The organism is Cloacibacillus evryensis DSM 19522 (genome assembly GCF_000585335.1).
GTDB lineage: Bacteria > Synergistota > Synergistia > Synergistales > Synergistaceae > Cloacibacillus > Cloacibacillus evryensis.
In genome coordinates this window covers 2,938,026-2,959,026 of record NZ_KK073872.1, presented here as the reverse complement: position 1 = coordinate 2,959,026, position 21,001 = coordinate 2,938,026, and the positions used below count along the sequence as shown (strand labels likewise).

Below are 21,001 nucleotides of genomic sequence, written 5' to 3'. Positions count from 1 at the left end.
AACGGTTATATTTGAAAAGAGGTTGCATTAAATTGAACATCCTGCTTCTGAAACGCTATCTTGTATTTATCATCGGGGTCCTCATCAATTCCTTCGGGATAAGCTTCATCACAAAGGCCAGCCTCGGCACCTCGCCGATATCGAGCGTGCCCTATGTGTTCAGCCTGCGGTTCGCGCCGACGCTGGGGGAGTTTTCTTTCGTTCTCAACAGCGCCTTTATCCTCTTGCAGCTTCTGCTGCTGCGCCGGGATTTTCAGAAGGTCCAACTGCTGCAGGTCGCGGTCAATTTTGTCTTTAGCTGGTTCATTGACGTGAGCATGCTGCTCCTGGCCTCTTTCGCGCCTGTGAGCTACGCGGCGAAGCTCGCCTCGCTGATGGCCGGCTGCGCGATACTTGCCTTCGGCATCAGCCTCGAAGTTTACGCTAACGTCCTCATGGTCCCAGGCGAGGGGATAGTCTACGCGATATCGAAGGTGCTCAATAAAGAATTCGGCGTCGTCAAAGCCTGTTTTGACGTCACGCTGATGCTGACGGCGGTGACGCTTTCGCTGATCTTCTTCCGTGGCCTGAACGGGATCGGCGAGGGCACGGTGATCTCCGCCCTTGTCGTCGGCATGATCGTCAGGCTCTATAACAGACGGCTCGGCTTCATCGGCAGCTATCTGGACCCGCAGAGGTCGTGACGGCTTGTGCGCATATATTTATAGGGTACGCACCGATATTTGGACTGTGACGCCTGGGAATCGCGTAAAACATCTTCAGCTCATCGCAGGGTACTGCCGCGAATCCAGCGGCATCGTCGCCGTTCACTTGCCCGCGGACATGTTTCCGGCGTTATAGCCCTCGTTATAATAACGCCTCTTGCCGACGGTCCTTTTGCCGTATTCGATCGCTTCCGCGGGGCAGCCGCAGATGCAGGCCATACAGTGGGTACAGCGTTTGCCCCATACCGGCCCGCCCTCTTTGACCTCAAAGCAACGGAAAAAACGAAAACGGATACTGGTACGAACAGTGCGCGGGGATGAGCCGCACCCTATGGTCCTGTTTTCGCACCCCGCGTCGGCAGGCCTGCATCTCGAAGCATCCTTGCTCTCTTTATGATAGAATAGTCACTATGTGAGATTTGGGAAGGAGGAATTGTCTTGCCAAAATCAACGTTGCTGAACAGCCGTATGAAAAAGTACGCCTATCGTGACGCACAGGAAATTTATCAGGACATTCCCACCACGCCAAATGGACTGCCGTTAGGGCAGATAGAAGCCATGCGCGATAAATATGGAGAAAATCGACTGACCGGCAGAAGGAACGATACGCTGTGGTACCGTCTTCGCCGCGCGTTTATAAATCCGTTTACCATGATTCTGTTTGTGCTGGCGGTCATCTCTTTTATTACCGACGTCTTGCTTGTTTCCAATTTCAGCAGAAATATCACGACCGTCGTGATTATCTGCGTCATGATCCTGATCAGCGGCGCGATCCGGCTGATGCAGGAACTGCGGGCTAAAAACGCTTCCGACCGGCTGGAACGCCTGATTCACGCTAATGTTACCGTCAAGCGGGGCGGAGTGTTGGCGGACGTGCCGGCTGAAAAGCTCGTGGTAGGCGATTTGGTGTTTCTTTCAGCGGGCGACCGGATTCCTGCTGATTTGAGGCTGATCAGGACACAAGATTTATTCGTATCACAGGCCGCCGTCACAGGAGAAAGCGCGATTCTCGAAAAAAGCAGCCGCGCCAACCGCTATTCGGAGCTGACCCCGCTGACGCAGCTTGATAACCTTGCTTTTATGGCGACCTCGGTTATCAGCGGAAAGGGCGAAGGTGTGGTTCTGGCCGTCGGAAAAGATACGCTGTATGGGAATTTTATCCGCCCTGATTCCGACGGCGTTTCGGCATTTCAAAACGGCGCCAACTCGATCGCGTGGGTCATGCTTCGTTTTATGGCGGTCCTTGTGCCGGTGGTGTTTCTGGTGTCCGGCATCACCAAGGGCAGTTGGGTGGCGTCCTTCGTCTTTGCTCTCTCCGTGGCGGTCGGACTGACCCCGGAAATGCTCCCTATGGTCGTTACGGCCTGCCTTGCAAAAGGCAGCCTCTCGCTGTCGAAAAAGCGGACGATCGTGAAAAACATAGACGCTATGCAGGTCTTTGGCAGCATGGATGTGCTTTGTATGGACAAGACCGGCACACTGACCAACGAAAATATTTTGTTGGAATACTATATGGACGTTCTTGGGAATGAAAATTCAGAAGCTTTGCATCTTGCCTATTTAAACAGCTTTTATCACTCAGGCGTCCGCAACCCTATCGACAATGCGATCTTGGTATGCCGCACTATGCCGAAACAAGAGTCTTTCTATGCGGCGTTGGTGAAGCGTTATCAAAAAGCGGATGAGATACCGTTTGACTATAACCGCAAATTTGTCAGTACATTAGTTGCTGATGCGGACGGCGGGCACGAACTGATTGTCAAAGGCGACATCCGGCAGGTATTCTCCCGCTGCGGTTTTGTTGAGTACGATGGAGAGCTGCTGCCTGTCGGGAACGGGGGATTCGATAACGTGGCCTCCGTTGTGGATGAGATGCTGGAAGACGGCATGAAGGTCATTGCCGTCGCGCACAAAAGCTTGGGGGCGCAGGATACTATTGCTTTGGCGGACGAGAGGGACTTGATCCTGACAGGCTATCTGGCCTTTTTTGACGCGCCTAAAAAATCTGCCGCGGGATCTATCCAGGCACTCAAAAAGTTGCAGGTGCGGCCTAAAATTTTGACCGGCGACCGGTCGGAAATCGCGGTGTCGGTCTGTCGCCGGGTCGGAATTTCTGTGGATCTGGTCCTGACGGGGGCGGAAATAAATCAACTCCCGGACGAACAACTTCGCTCGGCCGTGGAACAGGCGGATGTATTCGCGGAGCTGACCCCGGGGCAAAAGGTCCGTATATTGGGCGCGTTGCGGGAAAACAGGCATACCGTAGGCTTTTTGGGGGACGGCATGAACGACATCCCCGCACTAAGCGAGGCGGATGTCGGCATCTCGGTGGATACCGCCGTGGATGCGGCAAAAGATATCGCCGACGTCGTTTTGCTCCAAAAAGACCTGACCGTGCTGGAGCAGGGGATATTGGAAGGGCGCAGGACCTTTGCCAATATGCTTAAATATATCAAGATCACGGCAAGCTCCAATTTCGGCAACATTCTGTCTATCGTCTGCGCCAGCGCGGTGCTGCCGTTCCTGCCGATGACGGCTGTCCAGCTTTTACTTTTGAATCTGCTCTATGACGCCCTGTGTATTGTTTTACCGTGGGATAGCGTGGATGAAGAGGACACTGTCACGCCCCGTGCGTGGTCCGGAAAAACGCTGGCGCGCTTCATGTGTGTCTTTGGCCCGATCAGTTCCGTGTTTGATATTCTGACATTTTTATTCTTGTATTTTGTCCTCTGTCCCGCCCTGTGCGGCGGATTGACCTATACACAGTTGACCGACCCGATGCTGCGCTTAAAATATGTTGCGATATTTCAGACGGGCTGGTTTTTAGAGTCCATGTGGACGCAGGTGTTGATTTTACATTTATTACGCACAAAAAAGGTCGCCTTTCTGCAAAGCAGGGCGTCCTGCCCGGTCTCGTTTATCACGTTGGCGGGAATCGTTGTCTTTACCCTCCTGACAGTGACGCCGTTTGCAGCGGTGCTGGGACTGACCCGGCTGCCGCTGCGGTATTTTGGCTTTTTGCTGCTGACGGTATCGCTCTATATGCTTTCAACGACCATTGCCAAGCGCTTATACCAAAAACGATACCATGAATTGATTTGAGAAAAGGAGGAATCCGCATTGAAAAAAAATATAAGCTTTATCCCTATGGATTCCATCCTTTCAAAGTGGCTCTATGACAAGCTGAAGCGTGAGCCGCCTGAAACCGCCTGTGTCGATGAGCTGATGACAGGTCTTCATGAGCTTATGACCGGAGAAGTTTCGACCTTGATGCTGGGCGCACAGGATGGAATGGGTTCTTTTCCCGGTACCGCAGATGACGGAATTTGCGTTGGAGAGCTTTCCGTACGGCCTAAAAACCGAAAGGTGATGTTTCGGGGAGTTGAAGTAAACCTGACCCCGAAGGAATTTGATATTTTATACTTTCTGATTCAAAATAGAGGCGAGGTCTTTACAAAGGAGCAGATCTACCGTTCTGTTTGGGGCGAGGATTTCTTGTTGGCGGACAGCAACATTATGGCTTTTATACGAAAGCTGCGAAAAAAGATCGAGCCAAATCCGGACGCGCCGGAATATATCCTGACCATTTGGGGTATCGGCTATAAATTCAACGACAACCTATAGGGGATCGCGAAAGAGGACCGCATTTTAACAAAAGCGGCCCTCTTTTATTGCGCTGCGCCCATAAATTTCTTGCAAAATCGCAAGGAAATCGCAAGGCTTTGACCATGTGAGTTCTCCTGCGATTTTTTTATAATGCCCAAAGAATTTATGAGAGGGGCGAAAAAGTCGAGATCCTTGCGGAGTACATTTCCTTCGGTAAATCAAAGGCCGCCGCCCTGGAAGCGATCGTAAGGAGGATTTTTCGAAAACCCGGCGGACGTTTCGGCCGGGTGGGAAATTTTATAAGGAGGGACCTATGAAAAACAAATGGTTTGGAGCAGCCGTGAGAATATATGAAATCTGGTCGGCGGCATTGTTTGTCATATTCCTTGTAATGGCGGGTCACCGGCGCATTGTATTCTGCATATGGCAAATATCCAATATCCTCGCCATTTTGCTATTGGTTCTCAATATCGCGATTCTCTTTCAGAAAAAAAGGCGGATATTGAAGGCGAACGAAGAGCTCGGGCTGTTTAAAAAAAGATTGGAGTCGGAGAAATGAACTTAAAACATTTGGCGATCGGGGCGCGATCTTAGCCTTTGCATTCGCTTGTTACAAAGTGAGGTGAAACAGATGGACCCTGACGGCGGTACTCGATTATCAGGGCAAGGCACATAACAACGAACAGATGGATTCCATGTGTTTTGATTTAATTGTGTCTTGCCGAACGAAAAGAAAACGGAGGTAAGACGCATGACTGAAAAAATGAATAACAGGATGCAGGCTCTCAGGATGTCAGAGAAGGCCGTCCAGCGTGAAGAGCAGGAGCGCCGCGTCCATTTTGCCGCAACTCACCCGATCAAAGCGACGCTGAAGAATTTGAATTCCGGTTTGAACGGTCTGGATGAAGCGGGCGTTGTTTCCAACCGCGCAAAATACGGCCCCAACAAGGTCACGCATGAAAAAAGGAAATCAGTTGCCAAACGCCTGACGGATGCCTTTGTCAATCCCTTTACCGGCATCCTGTTCTGCCTGGCGCTGGTGTCCTTTATCACGGATATGCTGCTTCCGATGATGAGCCTGTTTGGGAGTGCTCCGGAGGACTTTGACTGCCTGACCGTTGTGATCATCCTTACGATGGTTATAATTTCCGGCACACTGCGCTTCGTGCAGGAATCACGGAGCGGCAACGCGGCAGAAAAACTGTTGGCCATGATCACCACCACCTGCACCGTTGACCGGGAGGGACAGGCAAAGAAGGAAATCCCGCTGGACGACGCTGTCGCGGGTGATATCGTCCACCTGTCCGCGGGCGATATGATCCCCGCAGACGTACGCATTATGGAAGCGAAGGACTTGTTCATCAGCCAGTCGTCTCTGACCGGCGAAAGCGAGCCGGTTGAAAAGCTCCAGAATGTCAGCGGGACGCAGGATTCCATCACGGATTACCGCAACATCGCTTTCATGGGGAGCAATGTGATTTCAGGCAGCGCGACCGCTGTCATCGTCTGTACCGGGGATAATACATTGTTTGGTTCCATGGCCTCCGCCGTTGCCGGCGAGGCGGTGGAAACGAGCTTCACCAAGGGCGTGAACTCGGTATCCTGGGTACTGATCCGCTTTATGTTGGTGATGGTGCCGCTGGTATTCTTTATCAATGGCGTTACCAAAGGCGACTGGCTGCAGGCGTTCCTCTTCGCCATCTCCATTGCTGTAGGTCTGACCCCGGAAATGCTGCCGATGATCGTGACCACTTGCCTTGCCAAAGGCGCGGTTGCCATGAGCAAAAAGAAGACCATCGTAAAAAACCTGAATTCCATCCAGAACTTTGGCGCCATTAATATCCTATGTACGGACAAGACCGGAACGCTGACACAGGATAAGGTCGTTTTGGAGTACCACCTGGATGTGAGCGGAAACGAGAATGTGCGGGTGCTCCGCCACGCTTACTTGAACAGCTACTTCCAGACGGGTTACAAGAACCTGATGGATATGGCTATCATTCATAAGACGGAGGAGGAAGAGTCAGAAAACCCGCAGCTCCTCGACCTTTCCGAAAATTATGTCAAGGTGGATGAGATCCCCTTTGATTTTACCCGTCGCCGCCTGTCGACGGTGGTACAGGATAAAACGGGTAAAACTCAGATCGTTACCAAGGGTGCTGTGGAAGAAATGCTCTCCATCTGCGCCTACGCGGAAGTAGGGGGCGCAGCGCAGCCGCTGACGGACGAGCTGCGCGGCAATATCCTGGAAACAGTGGACGACCTGAACGAGAAGGGGCTGCGCGTCATCGCCCTGGCCCAAAAGAGCAATCCGTCGCCGGCAGGCGCCTTTGGAGTAAAAGATGAGTGCGACATGGTGCTGATCGGCTACCTGGCTTTTCTTGATCCGCCTAAGGAGTCGACCGCGAACGCCATCAGGGCATTGAAAGACCATGGCGTCAATACAAAAATACTGACCGGCGACAACCATAAAGTCACCCGCACCATCTGCAAACAGGTGGGGCTGGAAGTGAAAAACATGCTTCTGGGCGCAGACCTCGACCGCATGACGGATGAAGAGCTGGCAAAAGCGGCGGAAACCGCCGACGTGTTCGCCAAACTGACGCCGGAACAGAAATCCCGCGTAGTAGCCGTTTTGCGCAATGCCGGCCACACGGTAGGCTATATGGGGGACGGCATCAACGACGCCGCCGCCATGAAAGCCGCCGATATAGGCATCTCAGTCGACACGGCGGTGGATGTGGCAAAGGAATCCGCGGACATCATCCTGCTGGAAAAAGACTTGATGGTGCTGGAAGAGGGCATCCTCGAGGGCCGCAAGACTTACGCCAACATGATCAAGTACATCAAGATGACCGCCTCGTCCAACTTTGGCAACATGTTCTCTGTCGTCGCAGCCGCGGCTCTGCTGCCGTTCCTGCCTATGATGAGCGTGCATCTGATTTTCCTGAACCTGATTTACGATTTGTCCTGCACGGCAATCCCCTGGGATAACGTGGATGAGGAGTTCCTGCTCGTGCCTAGAAAATGGGACGCCTCCTCGGTGGGCAGCTTCATGATCTGGATCGGGCCGACCAGCTCCATTTTCGACTGGACGACGTACATCTTCATGTATTTTGTGTTCTGCCCGATCTTCGTCTCCAACGGCGTGCTGTTTAACGACCTCGCAAATCATTTCAGCGGAGCGGAGCTTGTACAGATGCAGGCGAACTATGCCGCCATGTTCCAGGCCGGCTGGTTCGTGGAATCCATGTGGAGCCAGACGCTGGTCATTCACATGATCCGCACGCCCAAGCTGCCCTTTATTCAGAGCCATGCGTCCGCTCCGCTTACGCTGCTGACCTGCTCCGGCATTGCGCTGCTGACGGTGATCCCGTTTACCGAATTTGGCCGGATGCTTGGATTCGTAGCGCTGCCGGCAAGCTACTTCGCCTACCTGATCCCTTGCATCCTGCTGTATATGGTTCTTGCGACCAGTCTGAAAAAAGCTTATGTGCGCCATTACGGTGATCTGCTCTGATGGAGGTATGAATGATGAACTGGATGAATATTTGGATAAAGCTTTTTGGGACTGCGGAGTATCTTGGTTTGAACGTCGGCTTTTGGGTCTCGATGGTAGTCGTGGCGCTGATCGTCGTTCTGATGAACGTTGTGTTTTGGAAGGTGAGGCCGAGAAAGTTTGACAATAAGCAATGAGCGGGTATCTGTTTCCGGCAAAAAATGCGATGAATTTTCTCTCGCGGCCTGCCGGGTGTCTGTCGCGCCGGTTTGAAAGTAAGTCTTAAAACGTCCCGAGGTGACCTCCGCACCGGAGATCTCCTCGGGACATCCTTGTCTTTGCGGCTATAAACAGCCAACTGTTTTGTAAGGCCGCCAAGCGAATGCCGGTGGCCGCCGCCATCATACTTCCGCACTAAATTTGCATGTGAAGACTGCGTCATACGCGCAGCCCGCATAATCAATGGGATCAAAATAAAAAGGCCTCGCAGATTTAATTGTCTGCAAGGCTCTAATTTTCTGGTGGAGATAAGCGGGTTCGAACCGCTGACCTCTTGAATGCCATTCAAGCGCTCTCCCAACTGAGCTATACCCCCGAAAAACAAAAGAAATTATACTGACTTCCGGCGGCTATGTCAAGAAAAATCTTTTGCCGCAGCCGCGGGAAGGTATTTACTGTACGTAGAGTTTCATTTTTTTGTTCGCCGGGAGGAGCTTCAGCTCCGTCAGGCGGAGGCGTAGGTATTCTTTTTCATATACCTCAAGGACTCCCGTCGCGTCGACCCAGACGCCGGAGGCGGGATATTTCCCGTTCCAGATGACTTCAAAGCCGGGATTCAGGTCCGAGCCGCAGCAGCCCGGCCCCTGCCGGGTCACGGAGTAGAAGGCCGCTCCCGTCTCTTCGTCGGTGAATTTTTCAAAGACACCCTGCAGGCGTATCTTTTTGCCTATGTAATCGTCGGCGTTGATATATATCTCGTTGATCAGCGAGACGAATACTCTCTCTTTTATCTCAAGCACCTTTTCCGCGGCGCAAAGCGGCGAGGCGAGGAGGATCAGCAGGCAGAACGCCGCGGCCGTCCTGTTTCTCATCGCCTTATCCTGCCGGCCGCGGCGAAGAGGAGAAAGAAGGCGAGGTTCACGAGCACGATGCTGGCGCCGGCAGGTACTCCCGCGGCATAGGAGAGCACGAGTCCGGCGAGGAAGGAGGATAGGGAGACGGCCGCCGCGGAGAGGACCACGCCGCGGAAGCTTCTGAATATCCGCATCGAAGTCACGGCGGGGAAGATTATCAGCCCCGAGATGAGCAGCGCCCCCATCAGCCGCATGCCGACGGCGATCGTCACTCCCGTGAGCACGGCAATTATCATGTTGTAGAATCCCGCGTCCAGCCCTGTGGCTCTCGCAAAGTTTTCGTCGAAGGTAACGGCGAAGATCCTGTTGTAGCAAAGCAGGAAGAGCAGCAGTACCGCCGCCGAAGTCGCCATGCTGAGCCGGACGTCGTTTTTGCTCATGGCGAGGATGCTGCCGAACATATAATTGCAGACGTCGGTGTTGAAACCGCTTGACATCGATATCGCCGTCACCCCCGCCGCAAGCGAGCTTACGGAGATCAGCCCTATCGCGGCGTCTCCTTTGATGCCGCTGCCGTCCGTCAGCCGCAGGAGCAGCACGGCCGCCGCGACGACCACCGGGATCGTAAGTCCGAGCGGCGAGGCTCCCATCGCCACCGCCGCCGCGAGCGCGCCGAAACCCACATGCGAAAGTCCGTCGCCGACCATCGAGTAACGTTTAAGGACGAGGCTGACCCCCAGCAGCGCGGAACAGAGCGAGACCATCAGCCCTACCGAGGCGGCGCGCACGAGGAATTTATAGGAGAGCATCTCCGCGATGAGTTCGATCATTCTGTCCTTCCTGTTCCGCCGGGCCAGCGGCAGCTTTCGCCAAAATACTTCTGCTTGCCTCCAAGTTCCAGTATATGGCTGGCTGTTGCCGCGGCGCGCGTAAGGTCGTGCGTCACCATGATCACGGTGGTCTTGTCGTTTTCATTGACGGCGCGCAGCAGGGAGTACATCCGCTCCGCCGCCTCCGCGTCAAGTCCCGTCACCGGTTCGTCCAGCAGCAGCAGCCCGCCCGAGGCGCAGAGGGCGCGGGCCAGTAGCGTTCTCTGCTGCTGGCCGCCTGAAAGTTCGCGGAAGGCCTTTGTACGCAGCTCCCATAGGCCCATCAGCCGGAGGCTTTCTTCGGCGCAGCGCCGGTCGCGCCTGCCGTAAAATGGGCGCAGTCCGAGCTTGTTGAGCCGTCCGGAGAGTGCGATCTCGTAAACGGTGGCGGGAAAATCGCTCCTCGCCTCCCGCTGCTGGGGCAGATAGCCGATATCGCTCGTCTTGAGGCCCTCTCCCAGGCGCACCGTCCCCGCCGAGGGCTTTATCAGGCCCAGGAGCGCCTTTATCAGGGTGCTCTTCCCCGAACCGTTTTCACCTACTATCGCGAGGAAAGCGCCGCGCGGCAGTTCAAAGTCGATGTCCGAGAGAGCCTCCCGGCCGCCGTAGGCGACGCTCAGGCCGCTGCATACAAAGGCCGGCATCTCAGCGGAGCGCCTCCCTGAGGCTGTTCAGATTGTTCCTCATCAGGCTGATATAGGTGGCCCCCTGCTCGTACTCGGAGCGCGAGAGGTTGTGGCATGAATGCAGGAGCGTCTTTTTCGCCCCCGTCTCATTGCATATCGCCTCCGCCGTCTTTTCGTTGGACATTTCGATGTGGAAGACGACGGGGATCTGTTCCTTCTTCACCTTGTCTATAAGATAGGCGATAGTCGCGGCGCTGGCCTCGCTCTCCGCCGCGCATCCTGGGAAAGCGGCCGCGTAGTCGAGGTCGTATTCGTCCGCCAGATAACGGAAGGGGAAGCGATCGCCGAAGACGAGGCTACGGCGCCGGCCGTCGGCGACTGCCCTGCGGTAATCCTTGTCGAGCCTGTCCAGCTCCGCGATATAGGCTTTGGCGTTCTCTTTGTAAAATGAACGGTTTTTCGAGTCGATGAGGATGAGCTTGTCCATGATCGCGGCCGTCATCTTCTCGGCGTTTCGCGGCGAGGTCCAGATATGTTCGTCATACTCGCCTTCGTGCTCGTGGGCTTCGCCCTCTGCCGCGCCATGATCGTGTCCGTCGTGGCCCTCTTCTTCCTGCATGCCCTCCGCTAACTCTTCCCTGACGGGGGAAACGCAGTCGATAAGCTTCAATACCTGCGGGCGTTTATCTTTCTCAAGGGAATTTATTATCCGGTCGACCCATTGGTCGTTTTCTCCTCCGATATAGATAAAGAGGTCACAGTTCTGGATGTTGATGATGTCCTGCGGCGAGGGGGAGTAGGAGTGGCTCTCCATGCCCGGTTTGAGCAGCATCGAGAGGTCCGTTTTGCCGCCGCCGACCGCGCGCGCGAAATCGTATGGGGGGAATATTGTCGCTATTACCTTGGGGCGGCCGTCTTCGGCCGTCGTCGCCGTCCGCTCTCCGTTGACGGCGTATATCAGGGCGGCTGCCAGAAGCAGGGCGGCCGCGCATGCGATTAGATATTTTTTCATAGTAAAGGGTTACCTCCGTGATCGTTTATTTTTTATGTAAGGCCGGAGGAGCCTTTAGTTGTTCATCTCCACCTTCAGCGAATTAAGCGTTCGCGGTGAAAATAGACGCCGCGGCGGAAGGATTGTGAAAAGAAAGGCCGCGGCAAGCGCCGCCGCTTCGGTTTGGAGCGGCGGCAGGGGCGCCGAGCCGTCCCTCTGCCATTTGCTTATCGAAAGACAGACGGGGCAGCCCGCGCCGCTGCAGAGATGGCCCGCATGGTGCAGCGGCAGCGCCGCAAGCAGGAACGATATCGTCAGAAAGAGCGCCAGCGCCGTGAGGCGCGCGGCGCGTTTCGATATGCGTCCGGCCGTCATCTGTCTTCCTGGTTCCCGGCGTCGCAGCCGCAATGGCCGTAGATCACCGTCTTTGCGGGGTCGAGCCGAAAGGAGTGGTTTTCCAGCAGATGCTGTGAAAAGCTCTCCGCCGCGGCACAGTCCAAATGGGTCAGGGCGCCGCAGTCGAGACACTTCAGGTGCAGATGCAGGCGGCAGTTTTCGCCGCATAGGCGGTATGAGGCGGCCTCCCCCTTCTCCGAAATATATTTCAGAGCCAAGCCGTCCGCCGTCATCTTTTCCAGTTGCCGGTAGACGGTCGTCCTGCCCATCTTCCGTCCCTCTTCATCAAGGGATTCGCAGAGGCCGTCGACCGTAAAGCAGCGCAGAGGGTTCTCCAAGAGAATCGCCAACACCGAATCGTGATGCTTTGTCTTGTATCTTCCGCGCCCGGACATCATACCTCGCTCCTTAAACTGCAATCTGTTTTCATTTTATATCACAATGGAGGCGATCGCGCAAGGAGGCGTTTCCTGAGGCGGGGCAGTCCGCGGCCGATATGCGGAGAGCCGGTCGCGCGAAATATTATCGCCGACATAAAATCACCACATGTTTCTGTTACAAAGATATAGCGCGAGGCGTCGTAAAATACTGCGGAGACATCCGCGGACAAGTGGTATAAAATATTCAGATGCCCGCGGGAGATCGCGCCGCGGCATGATAAACCTGGAGACGGAGAGGCAATATATAAAACTATGCTTAAAGAGACATTTGAGAAAATAAAAAGGACGGCCGCTTGCGGCCTGGCGGTATTTTTTACGTTCCAGCTCATTCTGTTCGCGCCGGCGCCGGCGTCCGCGCTGACGGCGGCCGAGGTGAAGCCGGCGATATTCAAAGCGCTGGGGCGCGAGGTCCCGCAGAAACAGCTTTCAGCCTTCACAGGAGAGCTTACGCGCGCCGACGCGCTGCGCCTCTCGCTGGAGGCGATGGGCTGGGGCTTCGTCATCAAGGCGCTGGATCAGATAGGCATCCTTCCGGAGTGGCCCGAGGTGGAGGGAGTTTCGTATCTCGCCTCGACTATGAGTCCGCTGCCGCCAGCTCCGGTGCGCGCCGACCTTGCCGCGCCGGCGACCTCCGACGACGTCGCGCAGATCGCGGCTTGGCTCAAAGAATGTAAGAAAGAGGCGCGCTGGAAAGCCTCCTTCGCCTGGGAGGGCACGGAGCTGATCATGATAAAACACGGCGTGGGCGACCCCTCGGGGCCTGCGGCCGGCGATATGAAAAACGGCGTCAACGAGCCGCTCTTCGCCGCGGTGCTCGCCGTCGATATGAAGAGCATCCCCTGCCAGATCGCCACCGCGGTGATGGTCGGCGCCAACAAAGCGCCGCTCGCGACGATCGCGGGCGAGAACTACGGCGTCATCGGCGGCATCAACGGAGGATACTTTGCGGGCGCGAAGCCGATCGGAGTGCTGCGCCGCCAGGGCTATACCGACAACGCGAAGTTCTGGCCGAACCGTTCGGCCTTCGGCTGGAACGAAAGTGGTGAGTATGTCTTTATCGACGGCAAGGAGACGGCGAGTATCTCCTCCGACCATAACTTTGACAAATTCACGGAGGTGCTGCAGGCGGGACCGCTGCTGGTGAAGAATGGGACGCCGTCTGCGAATACGGAAAAGGTCCATCCGAATGTGCTGGATTTCCGCCACCCGCGCACCTTTGTGGGCACAGACGGCAAGCGCGTCCTCTGGGGAGTCGTTGACGGACGCGACAATATGCACAGCGTCGGGATGACGATAGAGGAGCTGCGCCGCCTATGCGGCTGGCTCTCGCTGAAGACGGCGCTCAACCTTGACGGCGGCGGGTCGAGCTCCCTCTGGTGGCGCGGAATGACCTTTTCCCTGCCGAGCAACGCGAGCGACAGGGAGCGCCCCATTCCCTATGCTATACTTATGTTCGAACCCGGTTCCGGCGTTCGTCAATAGCGGCAGCACCCGACACATCTGAATCAGCGGAATGAACGTTAGTGGTAGAATAAGAAGTGTAAATCGATAAAAAACGAGGGTAAAGAGATGGCAGAGAAGAGATATGCGTTAGATCTGGATAACAGCGAATGGAAGGAATATATCGAGAAGGGGCTGGATGAGCCTAAGTTCCGCGCCGACCAGATATGCCAGTGGCTTTGGCAGAAACATACGGACAACGTGGAAGAGATGACGAACCTGTCGAAGCCGCTGCGCGACAAGCTCGCGGAAAAGATGGACTTCGCCTATCCGACGCTTGCGCGCGAGCAGCGTTCACAGGATGGGACGCGGAAATTTCTTTGGCAGCTGCGGGACGGCGAGTCTGTCGAATCGGTGCTGATGAAATACGGCGACCGCCTGACGGCATGCATCTCGACGCAGGTCGGCTGTCCGCTGCAATGCACCTTCTGCGCCACGGGACTCTCCGGTTTTGTGCGCAACCTGAGTGCGGGAGAGATCGCCGGACAGGTGACGGCGATAGAAAAACATATCGGGCGCGAGGTGAACAATGTCGTCTATATGGGCATGGGAGAGCCGTTCCTCAATACGGAGTCCGTCATTAAATCTGCCGGCATGCTTAACGATCCGAAACTGCGCGGCCTCGGCATCCGCCACATAACAATATCGACTTCGGGCATCATCCAGGGGATCAAGGAGTTGGCAGATTCCGGCCTCGGGGTGCGCCTCGCGGTATCGCTCCACGCCGCCGAGGATGAGTTGCGCAGCTTCCTGATGCCGGTCAACGAGACCTATCCCATAGCCGAACTGCGCCGCGCGATGCAGGAATATCAGGCCGCGACCGGCGACCGGATCACGATAGAATACGCCCTCTTCGGGGGTGTCAACGACAGCGTGGAGAGGGCGCGCGAACTGGTGCGTTTTCTCAAAGGGATACATGTCTTTGTAAACCTCATTCCCTTCAACGCCGTCGGAGAGCGTTACGAAAAGCCGAAGGCCGAAGATGTGCTGCGCTTCCGCAGCATCCTGCAGACGGCCGGTTTCGAGACGGAGATCCGTTCCGAACAGGGAGCCGATATAGACGCGGCCTGCGGACAGCTGCGCCGCAAGACGCTTGACGGCGGTTCCGTGCCGCTCGAGGCGCCCGCCTATTCGCTCACAAAGAAGGAAATGACCTCCGAAAAGAGGCAGGAAAAGGCGGGCGGCCCCGCTCCGTCACGCAGGAGAGAGACGGCTCCGCGAAGAGATGCTATGAAAAAGAGCCCGTCCAAACCATCCGGCGGCTTCGTCGCGGAGCGCGGCAGACGCAGACGGGCGGCGGACGACGGCCTGCCCTCCACCAAAGAACTCCCGAACGCCGGCGCGGGACGCGGCGCGGCGGAGCGCGGTGAACGGCCCTCCGCGGAGCGTTACCGCAGCGGCAAAATGAAGGAAGCCCGCCCTAGCTACAGAGGTCAGGGCGAGGGCGGCGAAACGCCGCGCTTTGAACGGCGCGATACGCCTCAGGAGAGGGAGTCTTTCCAGAAAAAGGACGCTTTCCCGAAGAAAACCTCCGACGGGAAACGCCGTGATGATAAAAAGGGGCTTCAAAGCCCCTCCGGCAAAGGCGGAACCGGCAAAAAGAGGTCAGCCAGGAAAGCGGCAGACACGCCGCAGGGAGCCTTCAGCAAATTTTACGGCGTCTCTCGCAAGACTAAACGGAGCAAAAAATCATAGACTACGGAGGATTTAGATGAGATTTCTCTTATTTCTGCTGATCGGAACGCTGATCTTCGGCTTTGCCTTCCCGGCGATGATCTTCTTCATCGGGTTTATCGGCCTGTTGCTCTGCGCCCTTATCCTGTATAAATTCCTCACGGGCGCATCCTCGTTCCGTGTCTACACTTCGCGCGACTTCTCGCCTCCGGAGCGCGGGGAACCGTCCGGTCGGAGAATGGTCTACACCGAGGACGACCCCGAGGTCGTAAGCCACGGCAGGCCGCGCGATCCCGACGCCGTCAACGTAGCTGCGGACGAGGAGGAGATCGAGGAGGCCAGCGAGATCGTGGAGCTTCCAGCGACCGCTCTCAGAAGGGACGACAGCCCGAACAAGGAAACCGATTAGTTTCGCTCAAAATATGGAATAACGAAGCGCCCGCGGAGCCGATATCATCTCTGCGGGCGCCGTTCATTGTCTTCCTTCTTTTTTCGCGGCGATATATTTTTTAAATCTGATGAATTGCATGACCTCTTCGCGCTCCTGCTGCCCCAGAGTGTGAAAGTGGTCGAGCAGCGCCTCGTCCTGCGAGGGGACCGCCAACTTCGTATGGAACTGGTCTTCGGGAAGAATATAAGTGGGGACGATGATAAATGGTTCCGGTTTATCTATCTCGCCGAGCAGGAAAGAGATCGTAGTCTCCAATGTGCCGGCGATCCTTTTGGTCGTGGCAAAATCAGGCTCGCGGTCGCCGTTTTCCCAGCGGGTCACCGTAGCGGGCGTGACGCAGAGCATATCAGCCAGCTTGGCACGGGACATATTTTTACGTTTTCGTGCGGTTTTCAGCCGCTCGTTAAATATTTCCATGGTTTGATTATTCCAGAACGGTACTTATAAGGCAAAGAACTGTTCGGAATTATAATTTGTTCCCAAATGGAATATTGAGCCTCAAAGCTCATTGAATTTCCGTGATTAAATCGATAGTATCCTATAAAATATAACACAGCGGCATTGCTGCAAAATACGGAAAGCCGGGATCGCGGTATATATTTTGTCTCATACCATAATGGTATCGATCGGAGATTCACAAGAAGAGGAATTGGCATGAGCTCACTGGATGTTGAGGATTTTATCAACGAACTGAAAAAAGGCCCCGAGAGGCTGGTCAAAATTTCACGGATGCCTGAAGAGACGCGCTGCGAAGCGATCAGGGGTCTCGGTTACGGCTTTACCGCCCGCGAGCTTGACGACTATATCTGTCATCACGCCAAAGTGCTGGAACGTGATTTAATGTTGGGCGAGGGCGATTTCCGCGATATCATCATGAAAAAATGGGGCAACTGCCTAAAATAAGAGCCGGCCGGCAATAAAAGGGCCGATCAGAAAACGGCGCGGAGCGCCGCCGTTATTTCCGCTCTTTACTGTGCTGATGAAGCCTTTCTGTTCCCGTATTTTATTCATACATCCGATATCCGCCTCTTCCTCCTTTTTTTGCCTGATAGAGCATCTTGTCAGCCCGCGCGTACAGCGTCTCCAAACTTTGCCCGCCGTCAAGACTTGCTATCCCTATGCTTGCCGAAACGCGAAACGACCTCCCGTCAATATCGATCTCGCGCGAGACCGCCTCGTTGAGCCTCCTTGCCTGACGGTGTATCCATGCGATATCGGTGGTTTCCTTCGCAAAGACGATAAATTCGTCTCCGCCGAATCTGGCGGCCAAGTCAGTTTCACGGAAGCATCTTTTGATCGAAGCCGCGGTCTCGGACAATATCCTGTCTCCCTTTATATGTCCAAAGGTATCGTTCACCTCTTTGAAACGGTCTATGTCGACGATGAAGAGCACGCCTTTCCCGCTGCCGTGCCGCCGGTGGGACTCTATCAGATTCTCCGCCGCCGAACGGGTCATGAGACCTGTCAATGGATCGGTGTCGCGCTGTGCGATGATGTCGTATTTCGACCTGATGTCAGCCAGTTTTTCCCGAATATTCCTTGTTCTTACGAGGCAGGAAAAGGCCACGGCCATCAGAACGCCGGCGGCGTCGCTTGCCGCCGCCGGGCCCATTAAGGCCGCGTGCGGAAGGCAGGAGAGCGCACAGGCCGCCGTTGTAAAGAGGCATACGCGCAGCGGCCTGTCTAGAAGAAGAAACGGCAACACCGCGGCGGCTCCGGCCATCCTGCCTGAACCGCCTGCCCGAAAGCGGACTTCGGCGGCCGCGAAAATGAAAAAAGTCACTGAAATAAAGAAATAGAGTGCGGGGAGCACGCCGCGCGCGGCCAGGTCCTTGCGGCGCTTCAAGGCAAACATGGTGAAAAACGACGCCAGCAGCCACGCGGCGCAGGCGGTCTCCGCCGGGCCCCACGATCCGTGAAAAAGCAATCCCGCGAAGAGAGCCGGCGGCCCCAGCAGCGCGCCGGCTGTGCTGATGTTTACCAGCGTTTGGCGGTTTTTCTCATTTATATCTTCTGCAAAGACGGTGAATTCGTCTGCTTTAACGGCCTTTTGTAACTTTTTCTTCATGGATGCGCCACCTGCCGTAGTTTTTTGCGACGATATTATATGGAGTTTGCTTTCCGGTAATGACTCCGATAATATGATTTTATATAATTGCGATTAAATGTCAATCGCTATAAGAGAAAAATCGTTATTTGCGATTTGTTAAAAACGCTTTAATGGTCTATACAAGAGCTATGGGAAGATCAAAAAGCGACGTCAACAACAATATAAAGAAAATAATCGGAGAACGCGTGCGTTTGCTGAGAGGCGATATTTCGCAGGGAGAAATTGCCCGCAGAGTAGGCGTTGCCCAGTCGTACCTTTCGGAGATAGAGCAGGGGCGTAAAAGTCCCTCCTTAGAGATGCTCCTTTATTTTGCGAAGATATTTGATACGAGCGTTGCCTTTATGCTCGGAGAGAATGACGAGCGGCATCGCTCCGAAGTTGCGCCTTCCGCGCGGCCTGCGGGCGGAGATGAAAAAGAGCCGGACTGCGCGGACGCCATGCCTTCCCCCGTCATGCTGCTTGTCACTTTGCAACATTATCTATCGCTCCCAGGTTGTGACATCCCGCCGCAGGAGAGAAAGATGCTGCTGCTTCTGTTGGACTCCTGCCGTAATATGCTCGAAAAACAGTGCCGCCGGGCGCTCTCCTGATATTGTCCCGTGCCGGGCGCGCAATATGTTTTTTGTGCTATAATATTGGTTAGCGTTTGCTAACTAGTATTTGTGAAGGAGATGGGGCCTATGCTCAAAGCTTTGTTCAAAAATTGCGGCAAACCGCAGGGCGTCCTGGGGAAATTGATGCTTCACGGCATGAATGCCGGCCACGGCACGCTTTCCGAGTGGGGGCTGTCGCAGATAAGGATACCGGCCGGAGCCAATGTGCTTGATATAGGCTGCGGCGGCGGAGCCAACCTGTTGAGGCTGGCGAAGCTGGCCGCTCGCGGTACCGTCTGCGGAATAGATATCTCAGAATGCAGCCTCGAATGCAGCCGCAAAAAAGTTCGTGAATATATCGCCGAGGGGCGGTGCCAGGTAAAGTATGGCAGCGCCGAGGAGATACCTTTTTCAGACGGTTTTTTCGACGTGGCCACGGCATTTGAGACTGTATATTTCTGGAAGGATATGGCGGCGGCACTGCGTGAGGTCCGGCGGGTGTTAAGGGAAGACGGGCTCTTTATGGTGGTAAACGATCAGAGCGACGCGCAAAATAATTGCTGGACCGGCATTGTCGAAGGAATGACAGTTCGCGGCGGCGACGAACTGCGGGCCCTGTTCGAGGAGGCCGGCTTTATCGGGACGGAAGTGATTTCGGAAGATGACGGGCGTCTTTGCGTCATTGGAAGGTCGAAATAGGTTTCGGGAGCTCGTTTTCCTGCGGCGTTCTTTTCGTTACTTTTCCGACCAGTTCCCGGCGATGCGTACCTCAACTTTGGTGGGCACGTCCGGCAGGATGGAGTCCGCGGCCTCTTCCATCTCCCTTTTTAGGACCGCGCCGTAATATTCGGCCTCTTCCTGCGGGCATTCCATAATGATTTCGTCATGGATCGCGGCCGCGATGAAAGCGTCGGTCCCCGCCAATTTGACCGCCAGTCCGCCCAGCGCTCTTTTGAGGATGTCGGCGGCGGTCCCCTGTACCGGCGCGTTGCTGTGGGCCGGGAGGCCGTACCATTTAGGAAAAGAATATCTCCTGCCGGTCAGAGTCCTTCCCTCCGGCGACCGCCGCCGGGCGAGTGCGGTATGCCAATCCCTGATGGCCGGGTACGCCTCAAAAAACAGCCTGCGAAAATCCGCCGCCTGTTCATGCGTCATCGCCACGCCGTAAGACTGCTGCGCGGAGAGGCGCAGCCCTTCGGCCCCCATCGCGTATATCAGGCCGAAGTTGACGGCCTTCGCGTACTGCCGCTCCTGCCCGCTTATAGATTCCATCGTTTTGCCCAGTATGAGCGACGCCGTCAGGCCGTGCAGGTCCAGTCCCCGCGCATAGGCATCTATCATCCGCCGCTCATGCGTGATCTGCGCGACGACACGCAGTTCGATCTGGGGATAATCGGCGATGAGCAGGCGGCGTCCTTCGGGCGCGACGAAGCATTCTCTGAAATCCCCGCCTCGCGGTATCTGTTGGATATTCGGCGCGTAACAGCTCATACGGCCGGTCCAGGCGGCGATCTGGCTATATTGAGGGTGCAGCCTGCCGGTCTTTGGATGGAGCATCTTGGGGAGGGGGCGCAGGTAGGTCGATAGCTGTTTGGCGACGGCGCGGTAGCGGGAGAGCGCGGCGACCAGCGGATGCGAACGGTGGGCGGCCAGCGCCGGTTTCGCGGTGTTTTCGACCTTTATGCCGTGGCCGCGCAGCAGCGACAGTATATGGGCGTTGCTGTCGAAGTTCTCTTCCATGAAGCCGGCCTCTCCCCACAGTGTCGTCTGCGTCGGCCGCTGTCCGGTAAAATTTCGAAGCGCCTCCAGAGCTTGCCGCTTTTCTATTTCTGCCGCCGCGGTCAGGTCCCGCCATGCCGCGACATCCAGCATGATGCCGTGAAACTCCATCTGGGCTACGCTTATCGCGCAGTCAAATTCTATTTTAGCCACCTCCACCAGGCGGTACCGTTTTAAAAGGCTGATCATCGCCTCGCGCAGGCGCAGCAAAATATCCGCTTTGCCGGTCACGGATTCTCCGGGCAGATAACGCCCTGCCAGTTCGTCAAGCTCGGAGTATAGATGGCCGCTTTCCGACAGCAGTTGTCCGGCGAGCGCCGTGTCGAATATTTTCGTGGGGTTGATGCCGGCCGCCATGAGAAACTGCAGCTCGGTCCCGGCATTGTGGAAGACTTTGACCGCCGGCGATTCCAGAGCCTTACGCAGCGGCGTCAGCCCGGCGGGGAGCATGGAGAGGCAGTCGAGGGACAGCGTGATATCCCCCCACGCCAGACGTATGGTGCCGATCATGTCCCGGCGCGGGTCGGGACCGGTCGGCTCAAGCCTGACGCCGATCACCTTCTGGCGGCATGCTTCGTCCATACGTGAGAGAAATTCCTCTTGAGCGGAGATCATTTCGTCCGTTCCGCGCATTGCCATCCCCCCGGTTTTCATAACATAGTTATAACGTAAGGCCTCAGAGAATACAAC

21 protein-coding genes and 1 tRNA gene are annotated in these 21,001 nt (G+C 55.6%); 12 read left to right on the top strand and 10 right to left on the bottom strand.

Annotated elements, in window-relative coordinates; translation table 11 throughout:
* Positions 1-32 precede the first annotated feature (32 nt).
* The 6 genes from CLOEV_RS13270 (at position 33) to CLOEV_RS17075 (ending at position 7,993) form a co-directional block, all read left to right on the top strand.
* Positions 33-683: a YczE/YyaS/YitT family protein gene (locus tag CLOEV_RS13270; protein ID WP_008709595.1), complete on the top strand. Its 651-nt coding sequence runs from the start codon at positions 33-35 to the stop codon at positions 681-683.
* A gap of 459 nt (positions 684-1,142) precedes the next feature.
* The gene (gene mgtA, locus CLOEV_RS13265; RefSeq protein ID WP_034444300.1) at positions 1,143-3,806 is read left to right on the top strand and encodes a magnesium-translocating P-type ATPase; all 2,664 of its coding nucleotides are present in this window, start codon (positions 1,143-1,145) and stop codon (positions 3,804-3,806) included.
* Between the two features lie 18 nt (positions 3,807-3,824).
* Positions 3,825-4,328, top strand: coding sequence for a winged helix-turn-helix domain-containing protein (locus tag CLOEV_RS13260; protein WP_008709599.1), 504 nt, complete (start codon positions 3,825-3,827; stop codon positions 4,326-4,328).
* Between the two features lie 295 nt (positions 4,329-4,623).
* Complete coding sequence (locus CLOEV_RS13255) at positions 4,624-4,869, top strand: hypothetical protein (protein WP_034444299.1); 246 nt, start codon at positions 4,624-4,626, stop codon at positions 4,867-4,869.
* A 192-nt stretch (positions 4,870-5,061) separates the two neighbouring features.
* The gene (gene mgtA, locus CLOEV_RS13250; protein WP_008709601.1) at positions 5,062-7,830 is read left to right on the top strand and encodes a magnesium-translocating P-type ATPase; all 2,769 of its coding nucleotides are present in this window, start codon (positions 5,062-5,064) and stop codon (positions 7,828-7,830) included.
* Positions 7,831-7,837: 7 nt separating this feature from the next.
* Complete coding sequence (locus CLOEV_RS17075; protein ID WP_169732170.1) at positions 7,838-7,993, top strand: hypothetical protein; 156 nt, start codon at positions 7,838-7,840, stop codon at positions 7,991-7,993.
* 335 nt (positions 7,994-8,328) lie between these two features.
* Here CLOEV_RS17075 and CLOEV_RS13240 read toward each other — a convergent pair.
* The 7 genes from CLOEV_RS13240 to CLOEV_RS13210 form a co-directional block, all read right to left on the bottom strand.
* Positions 8,329-8,404, bottom strand: a tRNA-Ala gene (locus CLOEV_RS13240).
* 76 nt (positions 8,405-8,480) lie between these two features.
* The gene (locus tag CLOEV_RS13235) at positions 8,481-8,900 is read right to left on the bottom strand and encodes a TIGR03943 family putative permease subunit (protein ID WP_051485099.1); all 420 of its coding nucleotides are present in this window, start codon (positions 8,898-8,900) and stop codon (positions 8,481-8,483) included.
* Complete coding sequence (locus CLOEV_RS13230; protein WP_218915525.1) at positions 8,897-9,712, bottom strand: metal ABC transporter permease; 816 nt, start codon at positions 9,710-9,712, stop codon at positions 8,897-8,899. Before CLOEV_RS13230 ends, CLOEV_RS13235 begins: the two co-directional genes overlap by 4 nt.
* Positions 9,709-10,395, bottom strand: coding sequence for a metal ABC transporter ATP-binding protein (locus CLOEV_RS13225; protein WP_034444297.1), 687 nt, complete (start codon positions 10,393-10,395; stop codon positions 9,709-9,711). The genes CLOEV_RS13230 and CLOEV_RS13225 overlap by 4 nt, the downstream gene beginning before the upstream one ends.
* Position 10,396: 1 nt before the next feature.
* Positions 10,397-11,389: a metal ABC transporter substrate-binding protein gene (locus CLOEV_RS13220; protein ID WP_034444295.1), complete on the bottom strand. Its 993-nt coding sequence runs from the start codon at positions 11,387-11,389 to the stop codon at positions 10,397-10,399.
* A 54-nt stretch (positions 11,390-11,443) separates the two neighbouring features.
* A complete protein-coding gene (locus CLOEV_RS13215) occupies positions 11,444-11,743 on the bottom strand; it encodes a hypothetical protein (RefSeq protein ID WP_008710048.1) in 300 nt (99 codons plus the stop codon).
* Entirely contained in the window at positions 11,740-12,162 is a 423-nt protein-coding gene (locus tag CLOEV_RS13210; protein WP_008710049.1) for a Fur family transcriptional regulator, read from the bottom strand. The genes CLOEV_RS13215 and CLOEV_RS13210 overlap by 4 nt, the downstream gene beginning before the upstream one ends.
* A gap of 294 nt (positions 12,163-12,456) precedes the next feature.
* On the opposite strand from CLOEV_RS13210, the gene CLOEV_RS13205 reads away from it, so the two are divergent.
* The 3 genes from CLOEV_RS13205 (at position 12,457) to CLOEV_RS13195 (ending at position 15,787) form a co-directional block, all read left to right on the top strand.
* Positions 12,457-13,686: a phosphodiester glycosidase family protein gene (locus CLOEV_RS13205; RefSeq protein ID WP_034444286.1), complete on the top strand. Its 1,230-nt coding sequence runs from the start codon at positions 12,457-12,459 to the stop codon at positions 13,684-13,686.
* A gap of 87 nt (positions 13,687-13,773) precedes the next feature.
* On the top strand, positions 13,774-15,399 hold the full coding sequence (gene rlmN, locus CLOEV_RS16590; RefSeq protein WP_084482420.1) for a dual-specificity RNA methyltransferase RlmN: 1,626 nt from the start codon (positions 13,774-13,776) through the stop codon (positions 15,397-15,399).
* 16 nt (positions 15,400-15,415) lie between these two features.
* A complete protein-coding gene (locus CLOEV_RS13195) occupies positions 15,416-15,787 on the top strand; it encodes a hypothetical protein (protein WP_034444277.1) in 372 nt (123 codons plus the stop codon).
* 63 nt (positions 15,788-15,850) lie between these two features.
* Here CLOEV_RS13195 and CLOEV_RS16200 read toward each other — a convergent pair whose 3' ends face one another.
* Positions 15,851-16,246, bottom strand: coding sequence for a helix-turn-helix domain-containing protein (locus CLOEV_RS16200; protein ID WP_008710053.1), 396 nt, complete (start codon positions 16,244-16,246; stop codon positions 15,851-15,853).
* Between the two features lie 237 nt (positions 16,247-16,483).
* Here CLOEV_RS16200 and CLOEV_RS13185 point away from each other — a divergent pair, with 237 nt between their 5' ends.
* Complete coding sequence (locus tag CLOEV_RS13185) at positions 16,484-16,732, top strand: hypothetical protein (protein WP_008710054.1); 249 nt, start codon at positions 16,484-16,486, stop codon at positions 16,730-16,732.
* 100 nt (positions 16,733-16,832) lie between these two features.
* Here the strand turns inward: CLOEV_RS13185 and CLOEV_RS16195 are convergent, their stop codons facing one another.
* A complete protein-coding gene (locus tag CLOEV_RS16195; RefSeq protein ID WP_051485098.1) occupies positions 16,833-17,897 on the bottom strand; it encodes a GGDEF domain-containing protein in 1,065 nt (354 codons plus the stop codon).
* Between the two features lie 170 nt (positions 17,898-18,067).
* Here CLOEV_RS16195 and CLOEV_RS16190 point away from each other — a divergent pair, with 170 nt between their 5' ends.
* On the top strand, positions 18,068-18,529 hold the full coding sequence (locus CLOEV_RS16190) for a helix-turn-helix domain-containing protein (RefSeq protein ID WP_050805870.1): 462 nt from the start codon (positions 18,068-18,070) through the stop codon (positions 18,527-18,529).
* Between the two features lie 90 nt (positions 18,530-18,619).
* Positions 18,620-19,231: a class I SAM-dependent methyltransferase gene (locus CLOEV_RS13170; protein WP_008710062.1), complete on the top strand. Its 612-nt coding sequence runs from the start codon at positions 18,620-18,622 to the stop codon at positions 19,229-19,231.
* A 36-nt stretch (positions 19,232-19,267) separates the two neighbouring features.
* Here CLOEV_RS13170 and CLOEV_RS13165 read toward each other — a convergent pair whose 3' ends face one another.
* Positions 19,268-20,944 carry a DNA polymerase gene (locus CLOEV_RS13165; RefSeq protein WP_051485097.1) on the bottom strand — a complete coding sequence of 559 codons (1,677 nt, stop codon included), beginning with the start codon at positions 20,942-20,944 and terminating at the stop codon, positions 19,268-19,270.
* Positions 20,945-21,001: the final 57 nt, after the last annotated feature.

Bases quoted from the DNA above. Each gene is read 5' to 3' on its own strand.
- CLOEV_RS13255 (WP_034444299.1), top strand. From the start codon at position 4,624: ATGAAAAACAAATGGTTTGGAGCAGCCGTGAGAATATATGAAATCTGG.
- mgtA (WP_008709601.1), top strand. From the start codon at position 5,062: ATGACTGAAAAAATGAATAACAGGATGCAGGCTCTCAGGATGTCAGAG.
- CLOEV_RS17075 (WP_169732170.1), top strand. From the start codon at position 7,838: ATGAATGATGAACTGGATGAATATTTGGATAAAGCTTTTTGGGACTGC.
- CLOEV_RS13235 (WP_051485099.1), bottom strand. From the start codon at position 8,900: ATGAGAAACAGGACGGCCGCGGCGTTCTGCCTGCTGATCCTCCTCGCC.
- CLOEV_RS13230 (WP_218915525.1), bottom strand. From the start codon at position 9,712: ATGATCGAACTCATCGCGGAGATGCTCTCCTATAAATTCCTCGTGCGC.
- CLOEV_RS13225 (WP_034444297.1), bottom strand. From the start codon at position 10,395: ATGCCGGCCTTTGTATGCAGCGGCCTGAGCGTCGCCTACGGCGGCCGG.
- CLOEV_RS13220 (WP_034444295.1), bottom strand. From the start codon at position 11,389: ATGAAAAAATATCTAATCGCATGCGCGGCCGCCCTGCTTCTGGCAGCC.
- CLOEV_RS13215 (WP_008710048.1), bottom strand. From the start codon at position 11,743: ATGACGGCCGGACGCATATCGAAACGCGCCGCGCGCCTCACGGCGCTG.
- CLOEV_RS13210 (WP_008710049.1), bottom strand. From the start codon at position 12,162: ATGATGTCCGGGCGCGGAAGATACAAGACAAAGCATCACGATTCGGTG.
- CLOEV_RS13205 (WP_034444286.1), top strand. From the start codon at position 12,457: ATGCTTAAAGAGACATTTGAGAAAATAAAAAGGACGGCCGCTTGCGGC.
- rlmN (WP_084482420.1), top strand. From the start codon at position 13,774: ATGGCAGAGAAGAGATATGCGTTAGATCTGGATAACAGCGAATGGAAG.
- CLOEV_RS13195 (WP_034444277.1), top strand. From the start codon at position 15,416: ATGAGATTTCTCTTATTTCTGCTGATCGGAACGCTGATCTTCGGCTTT.
- CLOEV_RS16200 (WP_008710053.1), bottom strand. From the start codon at position 16,246: ATGGAAATATTTAACGAGCGGCTGAAAACCGCACGAAAACGTAAAAAT.
- CLOEV_RS13185 (WP_008710054.1), top strand. From the start codon at position 16,484: ATGAGCTCACTGGATGTTGAGGATTTTATCAACGAACTGAAAAAAGGC.
- CLOEV_RS16195 (WP_051485098.1), bottom strand. From the start codon at position 17,897: ATGAAGAAAAAGTTACAAAAGGCCGTTAAAGCAGACGAATTCACCGTC.
- CLOEV_RS16190 (WP_050805870.1), top strand. From the start codon at position 18,068: ATGGGAAGATCAAAAAGCGACGTCAACAACAATATAAAGAAAATAATC.
- CLOEV_RS13170 (WP_008710062.1), top strand. From the start codon at position 18,620: ATGCTCAAAGCTTTGTTCAAAAATTGCGGCAAACCGCAGGGCGTCCTG.
- CLOEV_RS13165 (WP_051485097.1), bottom strand. From the start codon at position 20,944: ATGCGCGGAACGGACGAAATGATCTCCGCTCAAGAGGAATTTCTCTCA.